This window comes from Blastococcus sp. SYSU DS1021 (assembly GCF_054050995.1).
This window is the reverse complement of the sequence record NZ_JBJHAL010000008.1, coordinates 91,559-112,517: the sequence shown is the minus strand read 5'-3', so window position 1 is coordinate 112,517 and position 20,959 is coordinate 91,559. Positions and strand designations below refer to the sequence as shown.

The 20,959-nt window shown below is 73.7% G+C and carries 23 protein-coding genes and 2 tRNA genes; 12 read left to right on the top strand and 13 right to left on the bottom strand.

Annotation, left to right across the window (positions count from 1 at the left end; genetic code table 11):
- Window positions 1–30 precede the first annotated feature (30 nt).
- Window positions 31–633, bottom strand: a complete 603-nt coding sequence (locus tag ACI8AP_RS08260; protein ID WP_456588856.1) for a hypothetical protein — start codon at window positions 631–633, stop codon at window positions 31–33.
- A gap of 120 nt (window positions 634–753) precedes the next feature.
- Window positions 754–1,575 carry a hypothetical protein gene (locus tag ACI8AP_RS08255; protein ID WP_456588855.1) on the bottom strand — a complete coding sequence of 274 codons (822 nt, stop codon included), beginning with the start codon at window positions 1,573–1,575 and terminating at the stop codon, window positions 754–756.
- A 145-nt stretch (window positions 1,576–1,720) separates the two neighbouring features.
- Here ACI8AP_RS08255 and ACI8AP_RS08250 point away from each other — a divergent pair, with 145 nt between their 5' ends.
- Together ACI8AP_RS08250 and ACI8AP_RS08245 are read left to right on the top strand one after the other, a co-directional pair.
- The gene (locus ACI8AP_RS08250) at window positions 1,721–2,743 is read left to right on the top strand and encodes a 3-isopropylmalate dehydrogenase (RefSeq protein ID WP_456588854.1); all 1,023 of its coding nucleotides are present in this window, start codon (window positions 1,721–1,723) and stop codon (window positions 2,741–2,743) included.
- A 27-nt stretch (window positions 2,744–2,770) separates the two neighbouring features.
- Window positions 2,771–3,268 carry a hypothetical protein gene (locus ACI8AP_RS08245; RefSeq protein WP_456588853.1) on the top strand — a complete coding sequence of 166 codons (498 nt, stop codon included), beginning with the start codon at window positions 2,771–2,773 and terminating at the stop codon, window positions 3,266–3,268.
- 4 nt (window positions 3,269–3,272) lie between these two features.
- On the opposite strand, the gene ACI8AP_RS08240 is transcribed toward ACI8AP_RS08245, so the two are convergent.
- Window positions 3,273–3,677: a hypothetical protein gene (locus tag ACI8AP_RS08240; RefSeq protein WP_456588852.1), complete on the bottom strand. Its 405-nt coding sequence runs from the start codon at window positions 3,675–3,677 to the stop codon at window positions 3,273–3,275.
- Between the two features lie 214 nt (window positions 3,678–3,891).
- On the opposite strand from ACI8AP_RS08240, the gene cimA reads away from it, so the two are divergent.
- Window positions 3,892–5,475: a citramalate synthase gene (cimA, locus tag ACI8AP_RS08235; RefSeq protein ID WP_456588851.1), complete on the top strand. Its 1,584-nt coding sequence runs from the start codon at window positions 3,892–3,894 to the stop codon at window positions 5,473–5,475.
- Here cimA and ACI8AP_RS08230 read toward each other — a convergent pair.
- The 3 genes from ACI8AP_RS08230 to ACI8AP_RS08220 form a co-directional block, all read right to left on the bottom strand.
- Complete coding sequence (locus ACI8AP_RS08230; RefSeq protein WP_456588850.1) at window positions 5,466–6,188, bottom strand: glutamine amidotransferase; 723 nt, start codon at window positions 6,186–6,188, stop codon at window positions 5,466–5,468. The two genes, cimA and ACI8AP_RS08230, sit on opposite strands and share 10 nt — an antisense overlap.
- An 8-nt stretch (window positions 6,189–6,196) precedes the next feature.
- Complete coding sequence (locus tag ACI8AP_RS08225) at window positions 6,197–6,523, bottom strand: putative quinol monooxygenase (protein WP_456588849.1); 327 nt, start codon at window positions 6,521–6,523, stop codon at window positions 6,197–6,199.
- Window positions 6,524–6,677: 154 nt separating this feature from the next.
- Window positions 6,678–7,058 carry a VOC family protein gene (locus ACI8AP_RS08220; protein ID WP_456588848.1) on the bottom strand — a complete coding sequence of 127 codons (381 nt, stop codon included), beginning with the start codon at window positions 7,056–7,058 and terminating at the stop codon, window positions 6,678–6,680.
- A gap of 42 nt (window positions 7,059–7,100) precedes the next feature.
- Here ACI8AP_RS08220 and ACI8AP_RS08215 point away from each other — a divergent pair, with 42 nt between their 5' ends.
- The 5 genes from ACI8AP_RS08215 to ACI8AP_RS08195 all read left to right on the top strand — a co-directional run bounded on the left by ACI8AP_RS08215 (window position 7,101) and on the right by ACI8AP_RS08195 (window position 10,931).
- On the top strand, window positions 7,101–7,913 hold the full coding sequence (locus tag ACI8AP_RS08215; RefSeq protein ID WP_456588847.1) for a fumarylacetoacetate hydrolase family protein: 813 nt from the start codon (window positions 7,101–7,103) through the stop codon (window positions 7,911–7,913).
- Complete coding sequence (gltX, locus tag ACI8AP_RS08210) at window positions 7,910–9,385, top strand: glutamate--tRNA ligase (protein ID WP_456588846.1); 1,476 nt, start codon at window positions 7,910–7,912, stop codon at window positions 9,383–9,385. Before ACI8AP_RS08215 ends, gltX begins: the two co-directional genes overlap by 4 nt.
- A 338-nt stretch (window positions 9,386–9,723) precedes the next feature.
- The gene (locus tag ACI8AP_RS08205) at window positions 9,724–10,620 is read left to right on the top strand and encodes a CPBP family intramembrane glutamic endopeptidase (RefSeq protein WP_456588845.1); all 897 of its coding nucleotides are present in this window, start codon (window positions 9,724–9,726) and stop codon (window positions 10,618–10,620) included.
- Window positions 10,621–10,742: 122 nt separating this feature from the next.
- A tRNA-Gln gene (locus ACI8AP_RS08200) sits at window positions 10,743–10,814 on the top strand.
- A 44-nt stretch (window positions 10,815–10,858) separates the two neighbouring features.
- A tRNA-Glu gene (locus tag ACI8AP_RS08195) sits at window positions 10,859–10,931 on the top strand.
- 67 nt (window positions 10,932–10,998) lie between these two features.
- On the opposite strand, the gene ACI8AP_RS08190 is transcribed toward ACI8AP_RS08195, so the two are convergent.
- From ACI8AP_RS08190 to ACI8AP_RS08175, 4 genes are all read right to left on the bottom strand, one after another.
- Window positions 10,999–11,790: a M23 family metallopeptidase gene (locus ACI8AP_RS08190; protein ID WP_456588844.1), complete on the bottom strand. Its 792-nt coding sequence runs from the start codon at window positions 11,788–11,790 to the stop codon at window positions 10,999–11,001.
- Entirely contained in the window at window positions 11,787–12,311 is a 525-nt protein-coding gene (locus ACI8AP_RS08185; RefSeq protein WP_456588843.1) for an ArsR/SmtB family transcription factor, read from the bottom strand. The genes ACI8AP_RS08190 and ACI8AP_RS08185 overlap by 4 nt, the downstream gene beginning before the upstream one ends.
- Window positions 12,308–12,517 (bottom strand): hypothetical protein, encoded by a 210-nt coding sequence (locus ACI8AP_RS08180; RefSeq protein WP_456588842.1) that lies wholly within the window; start codon window positions 12,515–12,517, stop codon window positions 12,308–12,310. Before ACI8AP_RS08180 ends, ACI8AP_RS08185 begins: the two co-directional genes overlap by 4 nt.
- Before the next feature lie 88 nt (window positions 12,518–12,605).
- On the bottom strand, window positions 12,606–13,268 hold the full coding sequence (locus tag ACI8AP_RS08175) for an IclR family transcriptional regulator (RefSeq protein ID WP_456588841.1): 663 nt from the start codon (window positions 13,266–13,268) through the stop codon (window positions 12,606–12,608).
- 112 nt (window positions 13,269–13,380) lie between these two features.
- Between ACI8AP_RS08175 and leuC the strand changes: the two genes are divergently transcribed.
- The gene (gene leuC / locus ACI8AP_RS08170; protein WP_456588840.1) at window positions 13,381–14,787 is read left to right on the top strand and encodes a 3-isopropylmalate dehydratase large subunit; all 1,407 of its coding nucleotides are present in this window, start codon (window positions 13,381–13,383) and stop codon (window positions 14,785–14,787) included.
- A 3-nt stretch (window positions 14,788–14,790) separates the two neighbouring features.
- On the top strand, window positions 14,791–15,390 hold the full coding sequence (gene leuD / locus ACI8AP_RS08165; protein WP_456588839.1) for a 3-isopropylmalate dehydratase small subunit: 600 nt from the start codon (window positions 14,791–14,793) through the stop codon (window positions 15,388–15,390).
- On the opposite strand, the gene ACI8AP_RS08160 is transcribed toward leuD, so the two are convergent.
- The 3 genes from ACI8AP_RS08160 to cofC are packed head-to-tail and all read right to left on the bottom strand — an operon-like array spanning window position 15,339 to window position 19,018.
- On the bottom strand, window positions 15,339–16,310 hold the full coding sequence (locus tag ACI8AP_RS08160) for an NUDIX hydrolase (RefSeq protein ID WP_456588838.1): 972 nt from the start codon (window positions 16,308–16,310) through the stop codon (window positions 15,339–15,341). The genes leuD and ACI8AP_RS08160 overlap by 52 nt on opposite strands.
- Window positions 16,294–18,366, bottom strand: coding sequence for an RNA degradosome polyphosphate kinase (locus ACI8AP_RS08155; RefSeq protein WP_456588837.1), 2,073 nt, complete (start codon window positions 18,364–18,366; stop codon window positions 16,294–16,296). The genes ACI8AP_RS08160 and ACI8AP_RS08155 overlap by 17 nt, the downstream gene beginning before the upstream one ends.
- Before the next feature lie 4 nt (window positions 18,367–18,370).
- Entirely contained in the window at window positions 18,371–19,018 is a 648-nt protein-coding gene (gene cofC / locus ACI8AP_RS08150) for a 2-phospho-L-lactate guanylyltransferase (RefSeq protein ID WP_456588836.1), read from the bottom strand.
- A 113-nt stretch (window positions 19,019–19,131) separates the two neighbouring features.
- Here cofC and ACI8AP_RS08145 point away from each other — a divergent pair, with 113 nt between their 5' ends.
- Together ACI8AP_RS08145 and ACI8AP_RS08140 are read left to right on the top strand one after the other, a co-directional pair.
- Window positions 19,132–19,962 carry a lysophospholipid acyltransferase family protein gene (locus ACI8AP_RS08145; protein WP_456588835.1) on the top strand — a complete coding sequence of 277 codons (831 nt, stop codon included), beginning with the start codon at window positions 19,132–19,134 and terminating at the stop codon, window positions 19,960–19,962.
- The gene (locus tag ACI8AP_RS08140; protein WP_456588834.1) at window positions 19,959–20,954 is read left to right on the top strand and encodes an NAD(P)H-dependent glycerol-3-phosphate dehydrogenase; all 996 of its coding nucleotides are present in this window, start codon (window positions 19,959–19,961) and stop codon (window positions 20,952–20,954) included. Before ACI8AP_RS08145 ends, ACI8AP_RS08140 begins: the two co-directional genes overlap by 4 nt.
- Window positions 20,955–20,959 lie beyond the last annotated feature (5 nt).

Genomic DNA, 20,959 nt, shown 5'->3' with positions numbered 1-20,959 from the left:
AGCGGGGGCCGTCTCGCGTGGGGTGGGGACTCAGACGGACTGGCCCCGGGCCGCGAAGTACTGCTGGGACTGGCCGCTGCGCAGCAGCACGACGATGAGGACCGGCAGCACGAAGCCGAGCAGCCCGGTGAAGATGAAGCCCTCCTCCTGCACCAGGCTCCAGAGCAGGTACAGCAGCTGCAGGCCGATCGACGCGTAGCTGCCGAGGAGGAGCAGCTTCGGGTCCTGGCCACGCAGCACCTGGATGCCGCCGATCAGCAGGACGACGGCGGCCGCGAACGACAGCAGCGCCAGGATGCCCAGCAGGGCGTCGACCTCGAAGACCGCACCGATCGCGAAGAGGGTCAGCAGTCCGCCGAGGGTCCCGAGCCCGCCGATGACCACCCCGATGACGGCGGCCGCCGTCACCTGACCCGGGCGCTGGCCGGCGGGCGCCTGCCCGTAGCCGGCCGGGGCGGCGGGGTAGCCACCGGGCTGCTGGCCGTACCCCTGGCCGTACCCCTGGCCGTAGCCCTGGCCCTGACCGTAGCCCTGGCCGGGCTGCTGGCCGGGCGGCGGGCCCCAGCCGGGCTGCCCCTGCGGCGACCCTCCCTGCGGGTGGTCGGGATCGGAACCGGGCGTGGGGCCGGACATCGCAGCTACCTCCTGCTCGAGGGATCCGTCGGGGCCGACGGACGCGGGTTGTAGCAATCCTCACACCTGCAGGGGGGCCCGGCAGACCGGAACGGGCCGTTCCGGCCGGAAGCACCCGGTTCAGTGACCGGTACGCCGGTAGCGGTGCGCGGCGAAGAACTGCGTGGCCGGCTTCATGGCCAGCAGGACGACGATCGCCAGGGCAGCCAGGAAGAAGATCAGGTTCACCACGACATCGCCGGCGGTGCCGTCGGCCAGGGTGCCGAGCAGGCCGATGGTGGTGAAGGCCAGGGCGATCGAACCGCCGACCAGCAGCGGCACCCGGCTGCGACCGGTGAGGGCCCAGACCGCCCCCCAGATCATGACGACGGTCCAGGCCAGGGCCAGCACACCGAAGCCGATCAGCACGCCCCCGACGGCACCGGTCACCGCCCCGAAGCCGGGGATCTCCTCGTCCAGCCCGCCGCCGGCGCCGCTGGCGGCCGCGCCCACGACGAAGAGGAAGAAGGTGACCAGCAGCCCGATGGCGCCGTAGACGAAACCGAGCACGGCCGCGGTGATCACGCCGGCCGGCTTGGCGGGGACGCCGGGAGCGCCGTACGGGCCGTACGGCTGCGGGTACTGCTGACCGTAGGGGGCCGGCGTGCCGTACCCCGGCTGGCCGTAGGGGCTCTGCCCGAACTGCTGCTCCCCGTACTGCTGCTCCCCGTACTGGGGCTGCCCGTACTGGGGCTGGCCGTAGGGGCTCTGCCCGTACTGGTGCTGCCCGTACTGGGGTTGCCCGTACTGCTGCTGCCCGTACTGGCCCTGCCCGTGTTGCTGCTGACCGTGCTGGGGCTGCCCGTGCTGCTGCTGCCCGTACGGGGGCTGGCCGTGGTCCTGCCCGTTCCCAGGAGCGGAGGACTGGGGATCGTTTCGACCCTGGTCGTCGGACTGGCTCACTGTTCTCCTCCGTCGGGGCCGGCCCGTGCCGGCTTCGGTGCCCAGGATGTCGGTGCGCCCACACGGGGGCAAGGACCCGGCGGGGTGGGGCCACGCGCGGCCCGGCCCGCCGAACACCCCACCCCCTGACCTAGGGTCCCTTCCCATGCGCCTGGCAGTGATCCCCGGAGACGGCATCGGACCCGAGGTCGTGGCGGAGGGACTCAAGGTCCTCCGCGCGGTCGCCCCCGACCTGGAGACGACCCCCTACGACCTGGGTGCCGCGCGGTGGCAGCGGACGGGGGAGCTGCTGCCCGACACGGTGCTCGACGAGCTGCGCCGGCACGACGCGATCCTGCTCGGTGCCATCGGTGACCCGAGCGTGCCCCCGGGCATCCTCGAGCGCGGGCTCCTGCTGCGGCTGCGCTTCGAGCTGGACCACCACGTCAACCTGCGCCCGGCGAAGCTGTTCGACGGTGTGCGCAGCCCGCTGGTCGAGCCCGGCCCGATCGACATGCTGTGCGTCCGCGAGGGGACCGAGGGTCCCTACGTCGGCAACGGCGGTGTGCTGCGCAAGGACACCGCGCAGGAGATCGCCACCGAGGTCAGCCTCAACACCGCCTTCGGGGTGGAGCGGGTCGTCCGCTACGCGTTCGAGCGGGCCGTGGCGCGCCCGCGCAAGCACCTGACGCTGATCCACAAGACCAACGTGCTGACCCACGCCGGCGGGCTCTGGTCGCGGATCGTGGAGGAGGTGTCGGTCGAGTTCCCTGAGGTCACCGTCGCCTACCAGCACGTCGACGCCGCGTCGATGTTCTTCATCACCGACCCGGGCCGCTACGACGTCATCGTCACCGACAACCTCTTCGGCGACATCGTCACCGACGTCGCAGCCGCCGTGACCGGGGGCATCGGCCTGGCGGCCAGCGGCAACCTCGACGCCTCGGGGGCCAACCCGAGCATGTTCGAGCCGGTGCACGGCTCCGCCCCCGACATCGCCGGTCAGGGCATCGCGGACCCGACCGCGACCGTGCTCTCGGTCGGGCTGCTGCTGGAGCACCTGGGCCGTACCGAGCAGGCGCGCAAGGTGGACGCCGCCGTCGCCTTCGACCTGTCCACCCGCGACCCGCGGGCGACGATCCGCACGTCCGACGTCGGCGACAGGCTCGCCGCCCTCGCCGGCGGCTGACCTTCCGGCCGGCGCTACGGTCGGGTCGTGGGGACGCCGGTGGTCGGGCTGGGCGCATGGTGCGACCTGGTGACCGAGGAGGAAGCCCGCCGACGGCTGCTCGCCGGCGCCGAGGGCGACGACGCGCGGGCGGGCGAGCGCGCCACCTCGCGGTGGGGGTACGCGCCGTACGTGCCGGCCCCCGACGAGCCGGTCCTCGATCCGGGCGGCATCTCGTTCCGCGTCGAGGAGTTCGCCGTCCTGGCGGACGGGCGCCGCATCCGGCTGCACGACGAGCGGGGGTTCACGCTCGGCGGCGGTGCGGACCCGTGGCAGGGCCTGACCCTCGCGCACCTGGCCGACGACGTGCGCACGACCGTGCTCCCGGACGATGCGGAGGACACCGGCGAGGACCACCCCTGGGAATGGCTCGCCGAGCTGCTGCGCGCCGCGGGTGTCGAGGTCGTCGCGGAGGACCTCCGGGGTCTGCCCTACGACGTCGAGTTCAGCGACCGGCTGCGCGCCCGGGTCCCCGACCGGGGGTGACGTCTCAGCCCTCCGGAGGCTGCTCGCGCAGCAGGTCGCCGACCGGCACCGGGAGGACGGCGCGCCCGGTCTCGCCCGGGGCGGGCCACTCCGGGCGCACCGTGCAGCCGGCGGGGGAGGACTCCACCAGCACGACCGGCTGCCAGGTCCAGTCCTCGCCCGGCTCCCCGGCCGCGACGGTGCCGGCGGGGAACGGCTCGGGCAGCCGGGCCCACCACCGCCGGTCCAGTGCGCGCAGCCCCTCGGTGCGCAGCAGCGCCGCGGCGTCGCCGGGGGACCGGGGGCCGGCCAGGGGAGCGCCGGTGGGCAGCACCGGGCGCACCTGGCCGGCGGCGCCGTCGGGTGCCAGCCAGCCCACCAGCTCGCCGTCGACGGGGCGGTGCACGGGGGTCCACTCGGTCGGGATCACCAGGAGTGGGTACCAGCGCAGGCGGTGGCCCGTCGCCCGGTTTCCGGGACGGGGGTGCCGCGCACCGCGCCTCCCGTGCTTTCATGGTCGGCGATGCACACCAGCGGCACGATCATCATCGCCTAGCGCGCAGTCACCTCCCCGACTGCGCGCAGACCTCCCGTACCCGGGGGGTCTTTTTCGTGTTCGGCCCTCGCCATCCCCGGGAGACACCGTGACCACCGAGACCGACTTCCACGTCTTCGACACCACGCTGCGCGACGGCGCCCAGCGGGAGGGGGTCAGCTACTCGGTCGCCGACAAGCTGGCGGTGGCCCGGCTGCTCGACGAGATCGGGGTCGGGTACATCGAGGGTGGCTGGCCGGGTGCCCTCCCCAAGGACACCGAGTTCTTCGCCCGGGCGCGGACCGAGCTGAAGCTCGAGCACGCCCAGCTGGTGGCGTTCGGGTCCACCCGCAAGGCTGGCGTCGCGGTGGCCGACGACCCGCAGGTCCGCGCCCTGCTCGACGCGGAGACGCCGGTGGTCTGCCTGGTGGCGAAGTCCGACGTGCGGCACGTGCGGGAGGCGCTGCGCACCACCCTGGAGGAGAACCTGGCGATGGTGGCCGACACCGTCGCCTTCTTCGTCGCCGCCGGCCGGCGGGTGTTCCTCGACTGCGAGCACTTCTTCGACGGCTACGCCGCCGACCCGGACTACGGGGTGCGCGTGCTGCAGGCGGCGTTCGACGCCGGGGCGGAGGTGGGCGTCCTGTGCGACACGAACGGCGGCATGCTGCCCATGGGGGTGGGGCGTGTGGTCGCCGACGTGGCATCCCGCGTGGACGGCAAGCTGGGCATCCACTGCCAGGACGACACCGGGTGCGCCGTGGCCAACACCCTGGCCGCGGTCGAGGCCGGCGTCACCCACGTGCAGGGGACGGCGAACGGCTACGGGGAGCGGGCCGGCAACGCCGACACGTTCGCGCTGATCGCCAACCTGGTCACCAAGATGGGCATCCCCGCGGTGCCCGCCGAGTGCCTCCCGGAGCTGCAGCGGGTCAGCCACGCGATCGCCGAACTGGCCAACATCGCCCCCGACGACCACCAGCCCTACGTGGGCGCCTCGGCGTTCGCGCACAAGGCGGGGCTGCACGCCAGCGCGATCAAGGTCAGCCCGGAGCTGTACAACCACCTCGACCCCGCGGTGGTCGGCAACGACATGCGCATCCTGGTCACGGAGATGGCCGGCCGGGCGTCGGTCGAGCTGAAGGGGCGCGAGCTGGGCGTGGACCTCTCCGGCCAGTCCGACGCCATCGGCCGGGTCGTGGACCAGGTCAAGGTGCTGGAGGCCGACGGCTGGTCCTTCGAGGCCGCCGACGCCTCCTTCGAGCTGCTGCTGCGCGCCCAGCTGCCGGAGGCGCCGCCGCCCCTGTTCGAGCTGGAGAGCTACCGCACCTCCGTCGAGCACTGGGGCAACGGCGTCGTCGTCAGCGAGGCGACGGTCAAGGTGCACGTCGACGGCGAGCGGATCATCAGCACCGGCGAGGGCAACGGCCCGGTGAACGCCCTGGACAACGCGCTCCGCCAGGCGCTGGTGCACCGCTACCCGCAGCTGGCCGACGTCTCCCTGGCCGACTACAAGGTCCGCATCCTGGGGTGGAAGGGCGGCACGAGCGCCACCACCCGCGTGCTCATCGACACCACCGACGGGGTGGGGGAGTGGACCACCGTCGGCGTCCACGCCAACATCGTGGAGGCGTCGTGGCACGCGCTCGTCGACGCGCTCACCTACGCGGTGATCCGCCGGCCTCAGCCGTAGCGGGCGACGAAGTTCGCCAGCAGTCGGCCGGGCGCGGTCACCACCGCGGGGGTCAGCCGTTCGACGACCGCCTCCACCTCGCTCGGCGCGAAGTAGCCGGCGTGCTGGTAGATGCGCACCCGCTGGACGATCCCCGCCACGTCGAGCTCCGGGTGGAACTGCGTGGCGTAGACGTTCTCCTTCACCTTGAACATCTGCACCGGGCAGGTCTCGGACGAGGCCAGCAGCACCGCGGTCGGTGGGAGGACGCGGCATGCCTCCTTGTGGCCGACGAAGGCCGCGAACCGGTCGGGAACCCCGGCCAGCAGCGGGTCCTCCCGCCCCTCCGGGGTCACCGTCACCTCCACCGCCGACACCGGCTCGCCGAACGCGCGGTCCACCACCCCGCCCTGGTGGGTGCCGAGGGTGCCGATCCCGTAGCAGGCGCCGAAGAACGGCAGGTCCCGGTCGACGATCTCGTCGAGCAGGCCGCCGACCTCGCGCTCCACCCGCACCTGTACGGCCGACTTCTCCTCGTCGGAGGAGTTGAACGGTCCGCCGCCGAGGAAGACGCCCGCGTAGTCGTCGAGGTCGATCGCAGGCAGCGGCCCCGTCTCCAAGCGGATCCGGTGCAGGCGCCGGGCAGGCAGCGCGGTGCACCGCAGGAACGAGGCGTACTCCTCGTCGGCTGCCTCGTCCTCCGGGCGGGAGGACAGCAGCAGGAAGGGCCGCACCTGAGCTGTCAGCGCGGCTGGATCTCACCCATCGGGCCCCACCCGGCGACCTCGGGCGCGTCCACGTAGATGATCTGCGGCTGCGCCGACACCAGGTCCGGCGCCTGCTCGACGAAGCGCTTGAAGGCGTCGGTGGCCACGTGGGCAGCGCCCGCGTCTGCGTCGCGGAAGCCCTCGACGCAGACGTAGGTGTCGGGCTCCTCCAGGCTCCGCGACCACTCGAAGAACAGCGAGCCCTCCTCGGCATTCACCGCGCGGGCGTAGTCGGCGGCCAGCCCGGTCCACTCGTCGGCGCGCTCGGGACGGACGGGGAACTTCACGACGATCAGGATCACGGTCACATTGTCGGCCTCCGGCCGACACCGCGGCCAGTTGCCGTCCCCCTGACGGGCGGAGCGGCTCCGTCGCGGCTGCCCGGGACCCTCCGGGCCCCACTCGCCGCGATACCGCGGCCAGTTGCCGTCCCCCTGACGGGCGGAGCGGCGCTGCCTACAGCGGCTCCAGCCGCGTCCTCAGCAGGCAGAACTCGTTGCCCTCCGGGTCGGCCAGCACGTGGAAGCTCTCGTCGCCGGACTGCCCGACGTCGGCCGGTGTCGCGCCCAGGTCGAGCAGCCGTTGCAGCTCGGCGGCCTGGTCGCGGTCGGTCGGGTTGACGTCGATGTGCAGCCGCACCTTGCCCGGGGTGGGCTCGGTCACCGGCTGGAAGATGAGCGTGGGCGCCGGCCCGCCGAATCCCGCCTCGGGCCCGATCTCGACCTCGCCGTTCTCCTCCCGTCCCAGCACCCGGTAGCCCAGCACCGCCGCCCAGAAGGCGGCGAGGGACTCGGGGTCCCGGCTGTCGAGGACGAGTTCGCTGAACCGGCAGGCCATGGGCGGACGATAGGCAGAACGGCGCGCGACTAACCTCGGCTCGTGCGCATCGTCCGTTTCGCCTCTCCTCAGGGCATGTCCTTCGGCGTCCTCGACGGGGACGGCCAGGTCGCCCAGATCGAGGGCCACCCCTTCGGCCAGATCTCCTTCACCGGTACCCGCTACGCGCAGGCCGACATCCGGCTGCTCTCGCCGATCCTGCCGAGCAAGGTCGTGTGCGTCGGGAAGAACTACGCCGAGCACGTCAAGGAGATGAACACCGGGGAGGCCCCGAAGGAACCGCTGCTGTTCCTCAAGCCCTCGACGTCGGTCATCGGCCCCGGCGACGCCATCCGCATCCCGCCCGGCAGCACGAACGTGCACCACGAGGTGGAGCTCGCTGTGGTGATCGGCGCCCGCGGGGCCCGCAACGTCACGCCGGAGCAGGCGCTGGGCAGCGTGTTCGGCTACACGATCGGCAACGACGTCACCGAGCGGGACATGCAGCGGAGCGACGGGCAGTGGACCCGCGCCAAGGGCTTCGACTCCTTCTGCCCGCTCGGGCCGTGGATCGAGACCGATCTGGCCGGCATCGGCCTCGACGCCGGCGACCTGGAGGTGACCTGCGACGTCGACGGCGAGCGCCGCCAGTCCGGGCGCACCAGCCAGCTGCTCTTCGCCGTCCCCACGCTCATCTCCTACATCTCGCAGGTGATGACGCTGCTGCCCGGCGACGTGGTGCTCACCGGCACCCCCTCGGGCGTGGGCCCGATCCGCCCCGGCCAGACCGTGGCGTGCAGCATCCAGGGCCTCGGCACGCTGACCAACACCGTGACGGCGGCCGACGCCGTCTCGACCGCCGGTGGCGCCCGATGACCGTGCGCACCCGCTTCTGCCCGTCGCCGACCGGGCTGGTCCACGTCGGGCTGATCCGCACGGCCCTCTTCAACTGGGCGCACGCCCGCCACCACGGCGGCACGTTCGTCTTCCGCATCGAGGACACCGACGCCGCCCGCGACTCCGAGGAGTCCTACCGGCACCTGCTCGACAGCCTGCGCTGGCTCGGGCTGGACTGGGACGAGGGGCCGGAGGTCGGGGGCCCGAACGGCCCGTACCGGCAGTCCGAGCGGCTCGACGTCTACCGGGAGGTGGCCGCGAAGCTGCTCGAGGCCGGCCACGCCTACGAGTCGTTCTCGACCAACGAGGAGGTCGACGCCCGGCGCCGCGCCGCCGGCGAGGACCCCAAGCTCGGCTACGACAACCATGACCGGTTCCTCACCGACGCCCAGAAGCAGGCCTTCCGCGACGAGGGCCGGTCCCCGGTACTGCGGCTGAAGATGCCCGACGAGGACCTCAGCTGGACCGACCTGGTCCGCGGCGAGGTGCGCTTCGCCGCGGGTGCGGTGCCCGACTTCGTGCTCGTGCGCGGCAACGGCGCCCCGCTCTACCCCTTCGTGAACCCGGTCGACGACGCCCTGATGGGCATCACCGACGTCCTCCGCGGCGAGGACCTGCTGCCCTCGACCCCGCGCCAGCTGGCCCTGTACGCGGCGCTCACCGACATCGGCGTTGCGCAGGGCACCCCCCGGTTCGGCCACCTCCCGCTGGTCACCGGCGAGGGCACCAAGAAGCTGTCCAAGCGCGATCCCACGTCCAACCTCGACGTCTACCGGGAGCGCGGCTTCCTCCCGGAGGGGCTGGTCAACTACCTGGCGCTGCTGGGCTGGTCGATCGCCGAGGACCGCGACATCTTCTCGGTCGCGGAGATGGTGGAGGCGTTCGACGTCACGAAGGTGAACGCGAACGCGGCGCGGTTCGACCTGAAGAAGGCAGAGGCGATCAACGCCACCCACCTGCGTTCCCTGCCGGTCGAGGAGTTCACCGCCCGGGTGGTGCCGTACCTGGCGGGCGCCGGGCTGGTCGCCGAGCCGCCCACCGCCGAGCAGGAGTCGGTGCTGCGGGCGATCGCGCCGCTGGCCCAGGAGCGCATGGTGGTGCTCTCCGAGGCCGTCGGGCTGCTGGGCTTCCTGTTCGTCGACGAGGTCACCATCGACCCACAGGCGGCGGAGAAGCAGCTCGCGGGGGACAGCGCGGTCGAGGTGCTGGACGCGGCGGAGGCGGCGCTGCGCGAGCTGCCGGAGTGGACCACCCCGGCCATCGAGCAGGCGCTCAAGGACGCGCTGGTCGAGGGCCTGGGGCGCAAGCCGCGGCAGGCCTTCGGGCCGGTGCGGGTCGCCGTCAGCGGGCGCACGGTGTCCCCGCCGCTGTACGAGTCGATGGAACTGCTCGGGCGCGAGCGGACGATGGCCCGGCTCGCGGCGGCCCGCACGGTGGCGACGGCGGGATGACCTTCCCGGGGACCGGTGGCGGTCCGGCCGACGAGCCGTACGCCGGACCGCCACCGACCCTGCGGCCGGACCCCGGGCGGTTCCCGGTCCCGCCCTGGCCGCAGCCGCCCGCGCCGTTCCCGCCGGGTGCGTACGCCCCGGGTCCGTTCCCCTCGGGTGCGTACGCCCCGGGTCCGTTCCCCCCGGGTGGGTACGCCCCGGGTCCGTTCCCGCCGGGTGGGTATGCCCCGGGCCCGTTCCCGCAGCCTCCTTTCCCCCCGGCGCCCTTTCCCCCGGCCGGCTGGGCCCTCCCGCCGGGCACACCGCCGCACGACGTCCCGCAGCCCTACCTGCGCATCATGCGGACCCGCGACTGGGCCTGGTGGCGGCCGCTGCTGGGGCTGCTCCTGCTGGGGGTGGTCTTCCTGGTGGCCGGCGCGCTGCTCGGCGTGATCGGCATTCTCACCGGCCTCAGCCCCGACCTGGCCCTGATCGAGCTCACCGACCCGGGCACGCTGCTGGTCACCAACGCGACCCTGGCCGTGGGCATCCCGGTGGTGTGGCTGGCCTGGGCGGTGGCGCACGGCATGCGCCCCGGCTGGTCGTCGTCGGTGCTCGCCCGGTTCCGGTGGCGGCTGCTGCCCCGGCTGACGCTGCTGGCGCTGGCCTCGATCGGGGTCGTGATCGGCCTCTCCGTGCTCCTGGGGATCACCGCGGAGGAGGTCGAGGTGACGGGACCGGTCCCCTCGTGGGGCTGGTTGCTGGCTGTCGTCCTGCTCACCACACCGCTGCAGTCCGCGGCCGAGGAGTACCTGTTCCGCGGCTACCTGAGCCAGGCGATCGCCGGCTGGATCCGCAGCCCGCGCGTCGGTGCCGTGGTGGCCGCGGTGGTCACCGGCGCGCTCTTCTCCCTCGCGCACCTCCCGCCGGACCTCGCCACGTTCCTCGACCGCTTCGCCTTCGCCCTGGCCGCCTCCGCCGTCGTCTGGCTGACCGGCGGCCTCGAGGCCGCGGTCGTCCTGCACGCGGTCAACAACGTGGTGCTGTTCCTGCTGGTGGCGCTGCTGGGTGATGCCGTGGCCACGGACGTGGTGCCGGCGGGGCTGGTTCCGGTGTCGCTCACGCTCACCGCGGTCGGCTTCGGCGGCTACGTCCTGCTCGTCGCCCGGTGGCGGCGGCGGGCGCGGCCGGAGCTGCACACGCCCGCGCTGGACCTGCGCCTCCCGCGGGCCGCGGCGCCCGCCCCGGCCGGCTGACCCGCCGACCGGGGGGGGGCGCGGCGCCCGCCCCGGCCGGCTGACCCGCCGACCGGGGGGTGGTGCCACCCGCCCGCGCAGCGTCGGGTACAGTTCTTTCCGGCGCCGCGAGGTGCTACCCATGGGGTATGGGGTAATTGGCAGCCCGACGGTTTCTGGTTCCGTTAGTCTAGGTTCGAGTCCTGGTACCCCAGCGAGGAAGCCTGGTTCCTCTTGCAGTACGGCAGTGACACAGCACGGCCCCGTCGTCTAGCGGCCCAGGACGCCGCCCTCTCACGGCGGTAGCGAGGGTTCGAATCCCTTCGGGGCTACGCGATCGAGAGCCCCCGACCACCCGGTCGGGGGCTCTCGCCGTTCCCAGGCCACTGAGCGGCGGGCTCAGACCTGGAGCAGCTCGTCGTTGCCCGGGAGCCCGTCGGAGCCGTCCGGCGCCGCCGCGCGGAAGGCCATCGGGCGTCCGCAGGACGCGGCCACCCGGGCGGAGTCGGTGAGTTGGACGTGCAGGTGCGGTTCGCTGCTGTTGCCGGAGTTGCCGCACTCCGCGACCTGCTGCCCGGCCGCGACGCGGTCGCCGACGGCCACCCGCACCGAGCCGCGGCGCAGGTGGGCCAGGACGGCATGGGTGCCGTCGTCCCGGCGGACGACGACGTGGTTGCCCAGCATCCACCGCGTGCCGGCCACCTGGCGTACGAAGCCCTCGACGACCAGCAGGAAGATCAGGGACACCCACCCGCTGCGCGCCCGGTGGTCGCGACGGCGGTCGTGGACCCGCACGACCAGGCCGTCGACGGGGGAGCGCACCGGCCGGCCGAACGCCGGGTAGTCGGTCGGCCGCCGCCACTGACCGCCGGAGCCGAACGCGGGACGCGCTCCGTCGCCGGGCTCGGCCGCCAGGTCGATGGCCCATGTCTGGCCCAGCCCGTTGGTGCCGTGCGAGGGCACGCCGGAGGCGGGGGAGTTGACGGCCCGCCACCGGCCCGCGACCGGCGGCTCGACCACCGTCACCGGGTGCTCGGGCGGCCGCACCCGGTCGAGCACCAGGAAGCCGACGACGAGCAGGAACCCGGCGAGGGCGGCCGCGGGCACGCCGCTCCCGCCGACGGCGATGAGCAGGACGCCGGCCGGTGCCAGCGGGGCGCGGCACCGGGCCGCGAGGACGCGCGGGTTCACGACGACACCGCCGCGAGGACGACGTGCAGCGGGACCACCCGCTCGGCGGGCACGGCCCAGCTCCCGCGGGCGGTGGCGCGGAGCCACCCCGCTGCGGTGAGCTGGCGGAGGTGGTGGTGCAGCTGCCCGGTCGTGCCCAGTCCCGGGAGCGCGGCGAGCCCGGCGGTCGTGCGGGTCCCGCCCAGCACCTCCCGCAGCAGCCGGAGCCGGACCGCGTGGGCCAGCGCGGACAGCTCGCCGGCGAGTTCCGCGTCGGCCGAGCCGTCGCCGAGCGCATCCTCCGCGCCGTGCGTGCGCTGCCAGGCGTACTGCTCCCCGCTGGGCAGGCGCACCGAGCCCGCGTAGACGACGGCGCCACCGGGGAGGGCGGCCGCGTCCTCGGCGAGGCCGTCCAGCGCCCAGAACCGTTCCCGCGACCCGGTCTCCGCCGGTGCCGCGGGTTGCCGGCCGGCCCGCTCCGCGGCTGACTCGAGTGCGGCGAGGCGCTGCTCGATCCGGGTGAAGCGGTCCTCGTCGGTCATGGTGCGTCGACCGGCCGGTCGTTCTCCCGCCGCGGCCGGTCGCCGGCGAGCCCGGCGCCCACCGCGATGCCGATCGACCCGAAGAAGAACGGGTTGACCGCGGCGTCGTCCACGACGTGGACCAGCAGGCCCACGACGAAGCCGACGACGAAGCCGGCGAGGGCACCTCGGAGCGTGCGTACGAGAGCGGACCCGGTGCGCTGCATACGACGAATATACGTATCTACGTACTAGTAGGCCACGGTGTCGAGCGCCCGGCCGTCGGCGCTGATCGGGCGGCGATTCCCGGCGAGCTCAGCGCGCGGCGCGGGCGATGGCCGCCGAGGCGTCCAGCACGGCGCCGATGACCTCCGGGCTGGGGCGCCGGCCCAGGCGCTCCACCGGCCCTGAGATCGAGACGGCGCCCAGCACGGACCCGTTGCCGTCCCGGACGGGGGCCGACAGCGACGCCACGCCGGCCTCCCGCTCGGCCACGCTGTGCGCCCAGCCGCGGCGGCGCACGTCGAGCAGGGTGCGGGCGGTGAAGCTGGCCGACGGCAGCAGGCGGGTCACCTCGTCGGCGGGCATGAACGCCAGCAGGGCGTGCGCCGCCGAGCCCGCGGTCATGGGCAGTCGGGCGCCGACCGGGACGGTGTCGCGCAGGCCACTGGTCCGCTCGGCGGCGGCGACGCACACGCGCGTCGCGCCGTCGCGGACGTAGAACTGGGCGCTCTCGCCGGTGGCGTCCCGCAGCGTGACCAGGTGACGCGAGGCGATCTCGCCGATGTCGGCGGTCGTCCGCCCGAGCTCCGCCAGCGCCGGACCCGGTGCCCAGCTGCCGCTGTCGGTGCGCCGGACGAGGCGGTGCCCCTCCAGGGCGACGGCGAGCCGGTGGGCGGTGGCCCGGGGCAGGCCGGTGCGCGTGACGAGCTCGGCGAGGGTGGCCGGTTCCTGTGCGACGGCGTGCAGGATCGACACCGCTTTGTCCAGAACCGCGACCGGGTTAGGCTGTCCCACACAGCAATACTCGCATCCCGAACACTGAGACAGTCAACTCGGGATCGACCAGTCACCCGAAGGGGACGCGCCCGTGCCGAAGACCCTGGCCGAGAAGGTCTACGACGCCCACGTCGTGCGCAGCACGTCGGGGGAGCCCGACCTGCTCTACATCGACCTGCACCTGGTGCACGAGGTCACCAGCCCGCAGGCCTTCGACGGCCTGCGCGCCGCCGGGCGCACCGTGCGTCGCCCCGACCTGACGATGGCCACGGAGGACCACAACGTCCCGACCCTGGACATCCTCAAGCCGATCGCCGACCCGATCAGCCGTGCGCAGGTCGACGCGCTGCGCCGGAACGCCGCCGAGTTCGGTATCCGGCTGGCCCCGATGGGTGACCGCGACCAGGGCATCGTGCACGTCATCGGCCCGCAGCTGGGGCTCACCCAGCCCGGCATGACCATCGTCTGCGGCGACAGCCACACCTCCACGCACGGAGCGTTCGGCGCCCTGGCCTTCGGCATCGGCACCAGCGAGGTCGAGCACGTGCTGGCCACGCAGACCCTGCCGCAGTACCGGCCGAAGCAGATGTCGGTCACCGTCGACGGCGAGCTCGCTCCGGGGGTGTCGGCGAAGGACATCATCCTGGCCGTCATCGCCCAGATCGGCACCAACGGTGCGGCGGGACACGTCATCGAGTACCGCGGCGGCGCCATCGAGGCGCTCTCGATGGAGGCCCGGATGACCATCTGCAACATGTCGATCGAGGCCGGCGCGAAGGCGGGGCTCATCGCGCCCGACCAGACCACCTTCGACTTCCTGCGCGGCCGCCCGCACGCCCCGCAGGGCGACGACTGGGACGCCGCCGTCGAGCACTGGCGCACGCTGCGCACCGACGACGGGGCGGTGTTCGACCGCGAGGTGACGCTGGACGCCTCGACGCTCACGCCGTTCGTCACCTGGGGCACCAACCCCGGCCAGGGTCTGCCGATCGACGGCGTGGTGCCCGACCCGGCCCAGTTCGACGACGACGGCGAACGGCGGGCCGCCGAGCAGGCGCTGGCCTACATGGGGCTGACCCCCGGCACCCCGCTGCGCGAGATCAAGGTCGACACCGTGTTCCTCGGGTCCTGCACCAACGGCCGGATCGAGGACCTGCGCACCGCCGCGGCCTTCCTGCAGGGCAAGAAGATCGATCCGGAGACCCGCATGCTCGTCGTTCCCGGCTCGGTCGGCGTGAAGCTGCAGGCCGAGGCCGAGGGCCTGGACAAGGTCTTCGTCGAGGCCGGCGCCGAGTGGCGGGGGGCGGGCTGCTCGATGTGCCTGGGCATGAACCCCGACCAGCTCAAGCCCGGCGAGCGGTCGGCCTCGACCAGCAACCGCAACTTCCAGGGCCGCCAGGGCAAGGGCGGGCGCACCCACCTGGTCTCGCCGTCGGTCGCTGCCGCCACGGCGCTCACCGGCCGCCTCACCGCCCCCGCCGACCTGATCGGAGCCTGAGCCATGGACGCCTTCACCACGCACACCGGCACCGCCGCGCCGCTGCGCCGCAGCGCCGTCGACACCGACCAGATCATCCCGGCCGAGTACCTCAAGCGGATCACCCGCACCGGCTTCGAGGACGGGCTGTTCATCGCCTGGCGGACCAACGAGCCGGACTTCGTGCTCAACAAGCCCGAGTACGCCGACGCCTCGATCCTGGTGGCCGGCCCCGACTTCGGCACCGGCTCCTCCCGCGAGCACGCCAACTGGGCGCTGCTCGACGGTGGGTTCCGCGTCGTCATCAGCTCCCGGTTCGCCGACATCTTCCGCAACAACTCGACCAAGTCGGGGCTGCTCACCGTCGTGCTGCCGCAGGCCGAGGTCGAGGCGCTGTGGACCGCGGTCGAGGCCGACCCGGCGACACCGGTGACGGTCGACCTGCGCGCGAAGCAGGTGACGTACGGCGACGTGGCGGTGCCGTTCGAGATCGACGACTACACCCGGTGGCGGCTGCTGGAGGGGCTCGACGACGTCGGCCTCACCGAGCGGCACCTCGACGACATCGAGGCCTACGAGGCGGCGCGCCCGGCCTGGCTCCCGGCGGCGCTGCCCGCGCGCTGAGGCAGCGGGGCGTCCGGGTCGGGCTCGAAGTCGCGGTAGTAGTCCGCGACCAGCGCGCCCGGCCGGCCGCCGAGGGCCCAGACGCTGCCCTTGGCGGCCGGCGGGACCAGGCCGCGGACACCGTGGCCGTGCACCCCGAGCGTCTGCAGCACCGAGGGGATCACCCCGCCCTGGCTGCACAGCACCGTCGCCCCGGGGCGCTCCAGCAGCTCCGCCACGAGCGCCATCCCCGCCTGCGGGTCGTCGGCGAAGGACTCCTCGCCCATCCGGGGTGACGGCCGCACGTCCACGGCCAGCCGCTCGGCCAGCGGCTCCACCGTCTGCGTGCAGCGCACCTTCGGGGTGCTGAACACCTCGTCCGGGGCGAACCACGTCAGGGCGTCGGCCAGCTGCTCGGCCTGCCGCCGGCCCTTGTCATCCAGCGGCCGCAGCTCGTCCGGGCCGCCGAACTCCTGCTTGCTGCCGGCGCGGCCGTGCCGCACCAGCAGCAGGCCCACCTCGCGCGGCACGTCGGTGCGGGCGGCGTCGGCGATCACCAGCCGGTCGTGCTCGTGGGTGACGAGCGCGGCGGCGTCGTCGGGGGCGAGCCAGCGCAGCTCGTCCACCTCGTCGTTGGCGCCGAAGGAGCCCCCCACGCACCGCATCAGCCAGTAGTCGACGTGCTTGGGCACGCCGTCGACCGCGTACTGGGTCGTCGGGCCCCGGCGTCCGGCGACGATGCGCAGCCCGGTCTCCTCGACCACCTCGCGGCACGCGGCGGCCAGGGCGTGCTCACCGGCGTCGAGCTTCCCCTTCGGCAGCGACCAGTCGTCGTAGCGGGGCCGGTGGACCACGGCGATCTCGATGCCGTCGTCCCCGGCCGGGCGCCACACGACGCCGCCGGCGGCCGCGATCGGTCGCCGCTCAGCCGGCGAGCTCATGGATCCGGTGCATCAGCTCTGCCTGGTAGTCCCGCCCGTCCAGCCGGTCCCACTGCCCGTCGCTGCGCAGCTCCCAGCACCGCACCCCCGGCTCCATGGCCGGGCGCAGGGTCTCCTCCAGCTGCCTGCGGGCCGCCTCGTCGCAGACCCGCAGCAGCACCTCGACCCTGCGGTCGAGGTTGCGGTGCATGAGGTCTGCGCTGCCGATCCACCACTCCGGGTCCCCGCCGTTGAGGAAGGAGATCACCCGGGAGTGCTCGAGGAACCGGCCGACGATCGAGCGCACCCGGATCGTCTCCGACATCCCGGCCACGCCCGGTCGCAGCGCGCAGATCCCGCGGACGAACAGCTCCACCGGCACACCGGCCTGCGAGGCCTCGTAGAGGGCGTCGATGAGGCGCTCGTCGACGATGGAGTTCGCCTTGATGCGGATGCCCGAGGGGCGTCCCTCGCGCGCGTTCCGCGCCTCGCGGCGGATCTTCTCGATGAGCCCGTTGCGGATGCTGTGCGGCGCCACCATGAGCGTGCGGTAGTTGGTCTGCCGCGAGTAGCCGGTGAGGACGTTGAACAGGTCGGTGAGGTCCGCGCCCACCCGCGGGTCGGCGGTGAGGATGCCCAGGTCCTCGTAGATCCGCGCCGTCTTCGGGTTGTAGTTGCCGGTGCCGATGTGGCAGTAGCGGCGGATCACGCCCTGCTCGCGGCGCACGACCAGCGCCGTCTTGCAGTGCGTCTTCAGCCCGACCAGTCCGTACACGACGTGGCAGCCGGCCCGCTCCAGCGAGCGCGCCCAGCTGATGTTGGCCTCCTCGTCGAACCGGGCCTTGATCTCCACCAGGACCACGACCTGCTTGCCGGCCTCCGCCGCCTCGATCAGCGCGTTGACGATGGGGGAGTCGCCCGAGGTCCGGTACAGCGTCTGCTTGATCGCCAGCACGTTCGGGTCGGCGGCCGCCTGCTCGATGAACCGCTGCACGCTGGTGGCGAACGAGTGGTAGGGGTGGTGCACCAGGACGTCGCCCTCGCGGAGCGTGGCGAAGACGCTCTTCGGCGTCTCGCCCTCGCTCAGCCGCGGGTGGGTGGTCGGGACGAACGGCTCGTCCTTGAGCTCCGGCCGGTCCAGGTCGTAGAGAGCCGTGAGCGAGGCCAGGTCGAGCAGCCCCGGCACGTGCACGACGTCGTCCGGGGAGACCTCGAGCTCGGAGACGAGCACCTCGAGGATCCGGGGGTCCATCGGCTCGGCGACCTCGAGGCGGACCGCGGGGCCGAACCGGCGCCGGGCGAGCTCCCGCTCCAGCGCCTGCAGCAGGTCCTCGTCGCGGTCCTCCTCGACCTCCACGTCGGCGTTGCGGGTGACGCGGAAGAAGTGGTGGTCGAGCACGTCGAGCCCCGGGAAGAGCTGGGGCAGGTGGGCGGCGATCAGGTCCTCGAGGGGCAGGAAGATGACGGTGTCGTCCTGCGAGGTGACCGACACGAAGCGCGGCACGTTGTTGGGCACCTTGAGCCGCGCGAAGCGGGGGGCGTTGGTGTCCGGGTCGTGCACCGACACCGCGAGGTTCAGCGACAGGCCGCTGATGTACGGGAACGGGTGCGCGGGGTCGACGGCCAGCGGGGTCAGCACCGGGAACACCTGGTCGCGGAAGTAGTCCCGGAGCCGGCGCATCGCGTCCTCGTCCAGGTCGTCCCAGTGGACGATCCGGATGCCGGCCTCCTCGAGGCGGGGCAGCACGTCCTTGTTGAAGACGTCGGAGTGCCGCTGCACCAGCTCCTGCGTGCGGGCGGTCACCCGCTCCAGCTGCTCGCGGATGGTCAGCCCGTCGGGCGAGCGGACGGTGAGACCGGTGCTCTGCCGGCGCTTCAGACCGGCGATGCGCACCATGTAGAACTCGTCCAGGTTGCTGGCGAAGATCGCGAGGAACTTCACCCGCTCCAGCAGCGGCAGCGAGTCGTCCTCGGCGAGCTCCAGCACGCGGGCGTTGAAGTCCAGCCAGGACAGTTCTCGGTTCAGGTAGCGGTCGACGGGGAGGGCATCGGTCCGGGGAGCGCTCTCTGTTGCCACTCCCTCATCGTGCCGTACGGACCCGGATGGCGAGCGAGGACGACCCCCGCACCAGCGCGGACGTGCGTGGTCCGGCCCCCAGCGCCAGCGCTGCCCGGAGGTCCGCGGGGACGTCGACGTCGCGGCGCAGGCCGGGCCAGGCGCCGGTGAGCCGAACCGCGCCGCCGGCCTGGTGGGCTGCGGCGGAGCCGCGGCCGAAGCGCGGGCGCAACGGCGTGCCGACGGCGGTCAGCAGGGTGGTGCCCGTTCCCTGGGCATCGGCCACGAAGCAGCGGGGCGCCGCCTCCGCCTCCGCCAGCGCCGCCGCCAGCTCCACCGGGCGGAGGGCGGGCAGGTCGGAGGAGAGCGCGGCGACGGCGTCCCCGGGAGCGCTCCCGGCGCCGTGCTCGAGCGCGGGGTTCAGGCCGCCGTCCGGTTCGTCGGGCACCGCGCGGGCGCCCAGCCCGCGCACCAGGTCGGCGGCCACCGGCTCGTCGGTGACGACCACCACCGACCCGACCCGCTCGCAGGCCAGCGCCGCGGCCACGGTGTCGGCCAGCAGGGCGAGGACCAGGGCGCCGTGGTCGCCGCCGGGGACGCCGGTGAGCGGCCGCAGCCGGGTCTTGGCGGCGGCGAGGCGCTTCGCCGGGACCACGACCGACCACCTGGACACGACGACAATGTCAGCACACGGTGACCCGGGACCCCGTCGGCCGGGACCCGGTGCTCCCCCGGCGGCCGCACGGGTCGATCATGGGCTGGCTCACAGGACAGGGAGGGGAGCCGGTGTCGGACGAGACGTCCCCGCGCGGGACGAGCGCGGGCGGACCGGTGCGCGCACCCGGTGCCCGCCGCGCCGCCAAGTGGCGCACCCGGGGGCGCATCTCCTTCCCGCTGTGGCTGTGCATCGTGGTGATCTACCCGGTGTCCGCCCTGATCTTCCGGCTGCGCTACCACCACGCCGAGCGCATCCCGGTCACCGGGCCGGTGCTCCTGGTGGTCAACCACGTGTCGGTGCTGGACCCGCTGGCCTGCGCCCGCCTGGTGTTCGACCGCGGTCGGATCCCGCACTTCCTGGCCAAGGAGGCGGTCTTCAGGGGGCTGGCCGGCACGATCCTGCGGGCGGCCGGGCAGATCCCCGTCGCCCGGTTCTCCAGCGCCGCCCGCGGCGCGCTCGCGGCGGCGGAGGCCGATCTGCATGCGGGCAACATCGTGGTGGTGTACCCGGAGGGCTCGGTGACCCGGGACCCCGACTGGTGGCCCATGCAGGCGCGCACGGGGGCGGCCCATCTGGCGCTCACCACCGACGCCGTGGTCGTCCCGGTCGCCCAGTGGGGGCCGCAGCGGGTGCACGACTACCACACCAAGAAGCTGCACCTGCGGCTCCGCACGCCCACCCACTACCTCGTGGGCGAGCCGATCGACCTCTCCGCGGCGCGGGCCGAGGTGCGCGCCGGCCGCCCCCTGGAGCCCGCGCTGCTGCGGGAGACGACGGAGCAGATGATGTCCCGGGTCCGCGACCAGCTGGCCGAGCTGCGCGGGGAGCCCGCGCCGCGCGTGGTCCACCCCGCTCCCCGCCGGGAGCGGCACGGCGACCTGCCCGGGAGCGCCGCGTGACCCGGGCGGCGGTCCTGGGCGCCGGTTCCTGGGGCACGACGTTCGCCAAGGTGCTCGCCGACGCCGGCTGCGACGTCCGGCTCCACGCGCGGCGGCCGGAGCTCGTCGATGCCATCACCGACACGCGGGAGAACCCCGACTACCTGCCGGGTGTGCGCCTGCCCGACCGGCTGCGGGCGACCGTCGACCCGGCCGAGGCACTGGACGACGCCGACGTCGTCGTGCTCGCGGTCCCCTCGCAGTCGCTGCGCGGCAACCTCACGGCCTGGCGGGGGCTGCTGCCGCCGGACGCCACGCTGCTCTCGCTCATGAAGGGCATCGAGCTGGGCACGACCATGCGGATGAGCGAGGTGATCTGCGAGATCACCGGCTCCCCGGCTGCGCACGTCGCGGCGTTGTCGGGCCCGAACCTGGCCCGGGAGATCGCCGAGGAGCAGCCGGCCGCCACGGTGATCGCGTGCTCGGACCCCGACCGCGCCGCGGTGCTCCAGGCGGCGTGCCACACCCGGTACTTCCGCCCCTACACCAACCCCGACGTCGTCGGCTGCGAGCTGGGCGGAGCGGTGAAGAACGTCATCGCCCTGGCCTGCGGTATCGCCGAGGGGCTCGGCTTCGGGGACAACACCCGCGCCTCGCTCATCACCCGCGGGCTGGCCGAGACCGCCCGGCTGGGCATCGCGCTGGGCGCCGAGCTGACCACCTTCGCGGGGCTGGCGGGGCTGGGGGACCTGGTGGCCACCTGCAGCTCGCCGCTGTCGCGCAACCGCACCTTCGGCGAGAAGCTCGGCCGCGGCATGACCGTGGAGGAGGTCCAGCAGAGCACCCGGCAGACGGCGGAGGGCGTGAAGAGCTGCCGGTCGGTGCTCGACCTCGCGCGGGCGCACGGCATCGACGTGCCGATCACCGAGGCGGTCGTCCGCGTGTGCCACGAGGGCGAGGCGCCCGGCCGGATGGTGCGCGAGATCATGTCGCGCGAGGCGAAGCCGGAGTGATGGAG

Excerpts from the sequence above, each read along its gene's own strand:
- ACI8AP_RS08260 (WP_456588856.1), bottom strand. The coding sequence starts at position 633 with ATGTCCGGCCCCACGCCCGGTTCCGATCCCGACCACCCGCAGGGAGGG.
- ACI8AP_RS08250 (WP_456588854.1), top strand. The coding sequence starts at position 1,721 with ATGCGCCTGGCAGTGATCCCCGGAGACGGCATCGGACCCGAGGTCGTG.
- ACI8AP_RS08220 (WP_456588848.1), bottom strand. The coding sequence starts at position 7,058 with ATGGCCTGCCGGTTCAGCGAACTCGTCCTCGACAGCCGGGACCCCGAG.
- gltX (WP_456588846.1), top strand. The coding sequence starts at position 7,910 with ATGACCGTGCGCACCCGCTTCTGCCCGTCGCCGACCGGGCTGGTCCAC.
- ACI8AP_RS08205 (WP_456588845.1), top strand. The coding sequence starts at position 9,724 with ATGCGGACCCGCGACTGGGCCTGGTGGCGGCCGCTGCTGGGGCTGCTC.
- ACI8AP_RS08185 (WP_456588843.1), bottom strand. The coding sequence starts at position 12,311 with ATGACCGACGAGGACCGCTTCACCCGGATCGAGCAGCGCCTCGCCGCA.
- ACI8AP_RS08180 (WP_456588842.1), bottom strand. The coding sequence starts at position 12,517 with ATGCAGCGCACCGGGTCCGCTCTCGTACGCACGCTCCGAGGTGCCCTC.
- leuD (WP_456588839.1), top strand. The coding sequence starts at position 14,791 with ATGGACGCCTTCACCACGCACACCGGCACCGCCGCGCCGCTGCGCCGC.
- ACI8AP_RS08160 (WP_456588838.1), bottom strand. The coding sequence starts at position 16,310 with ATGAGCTCGCCGGCTGAGCGGCGACCGATCGCGGCCGCCGGCGGCGTC.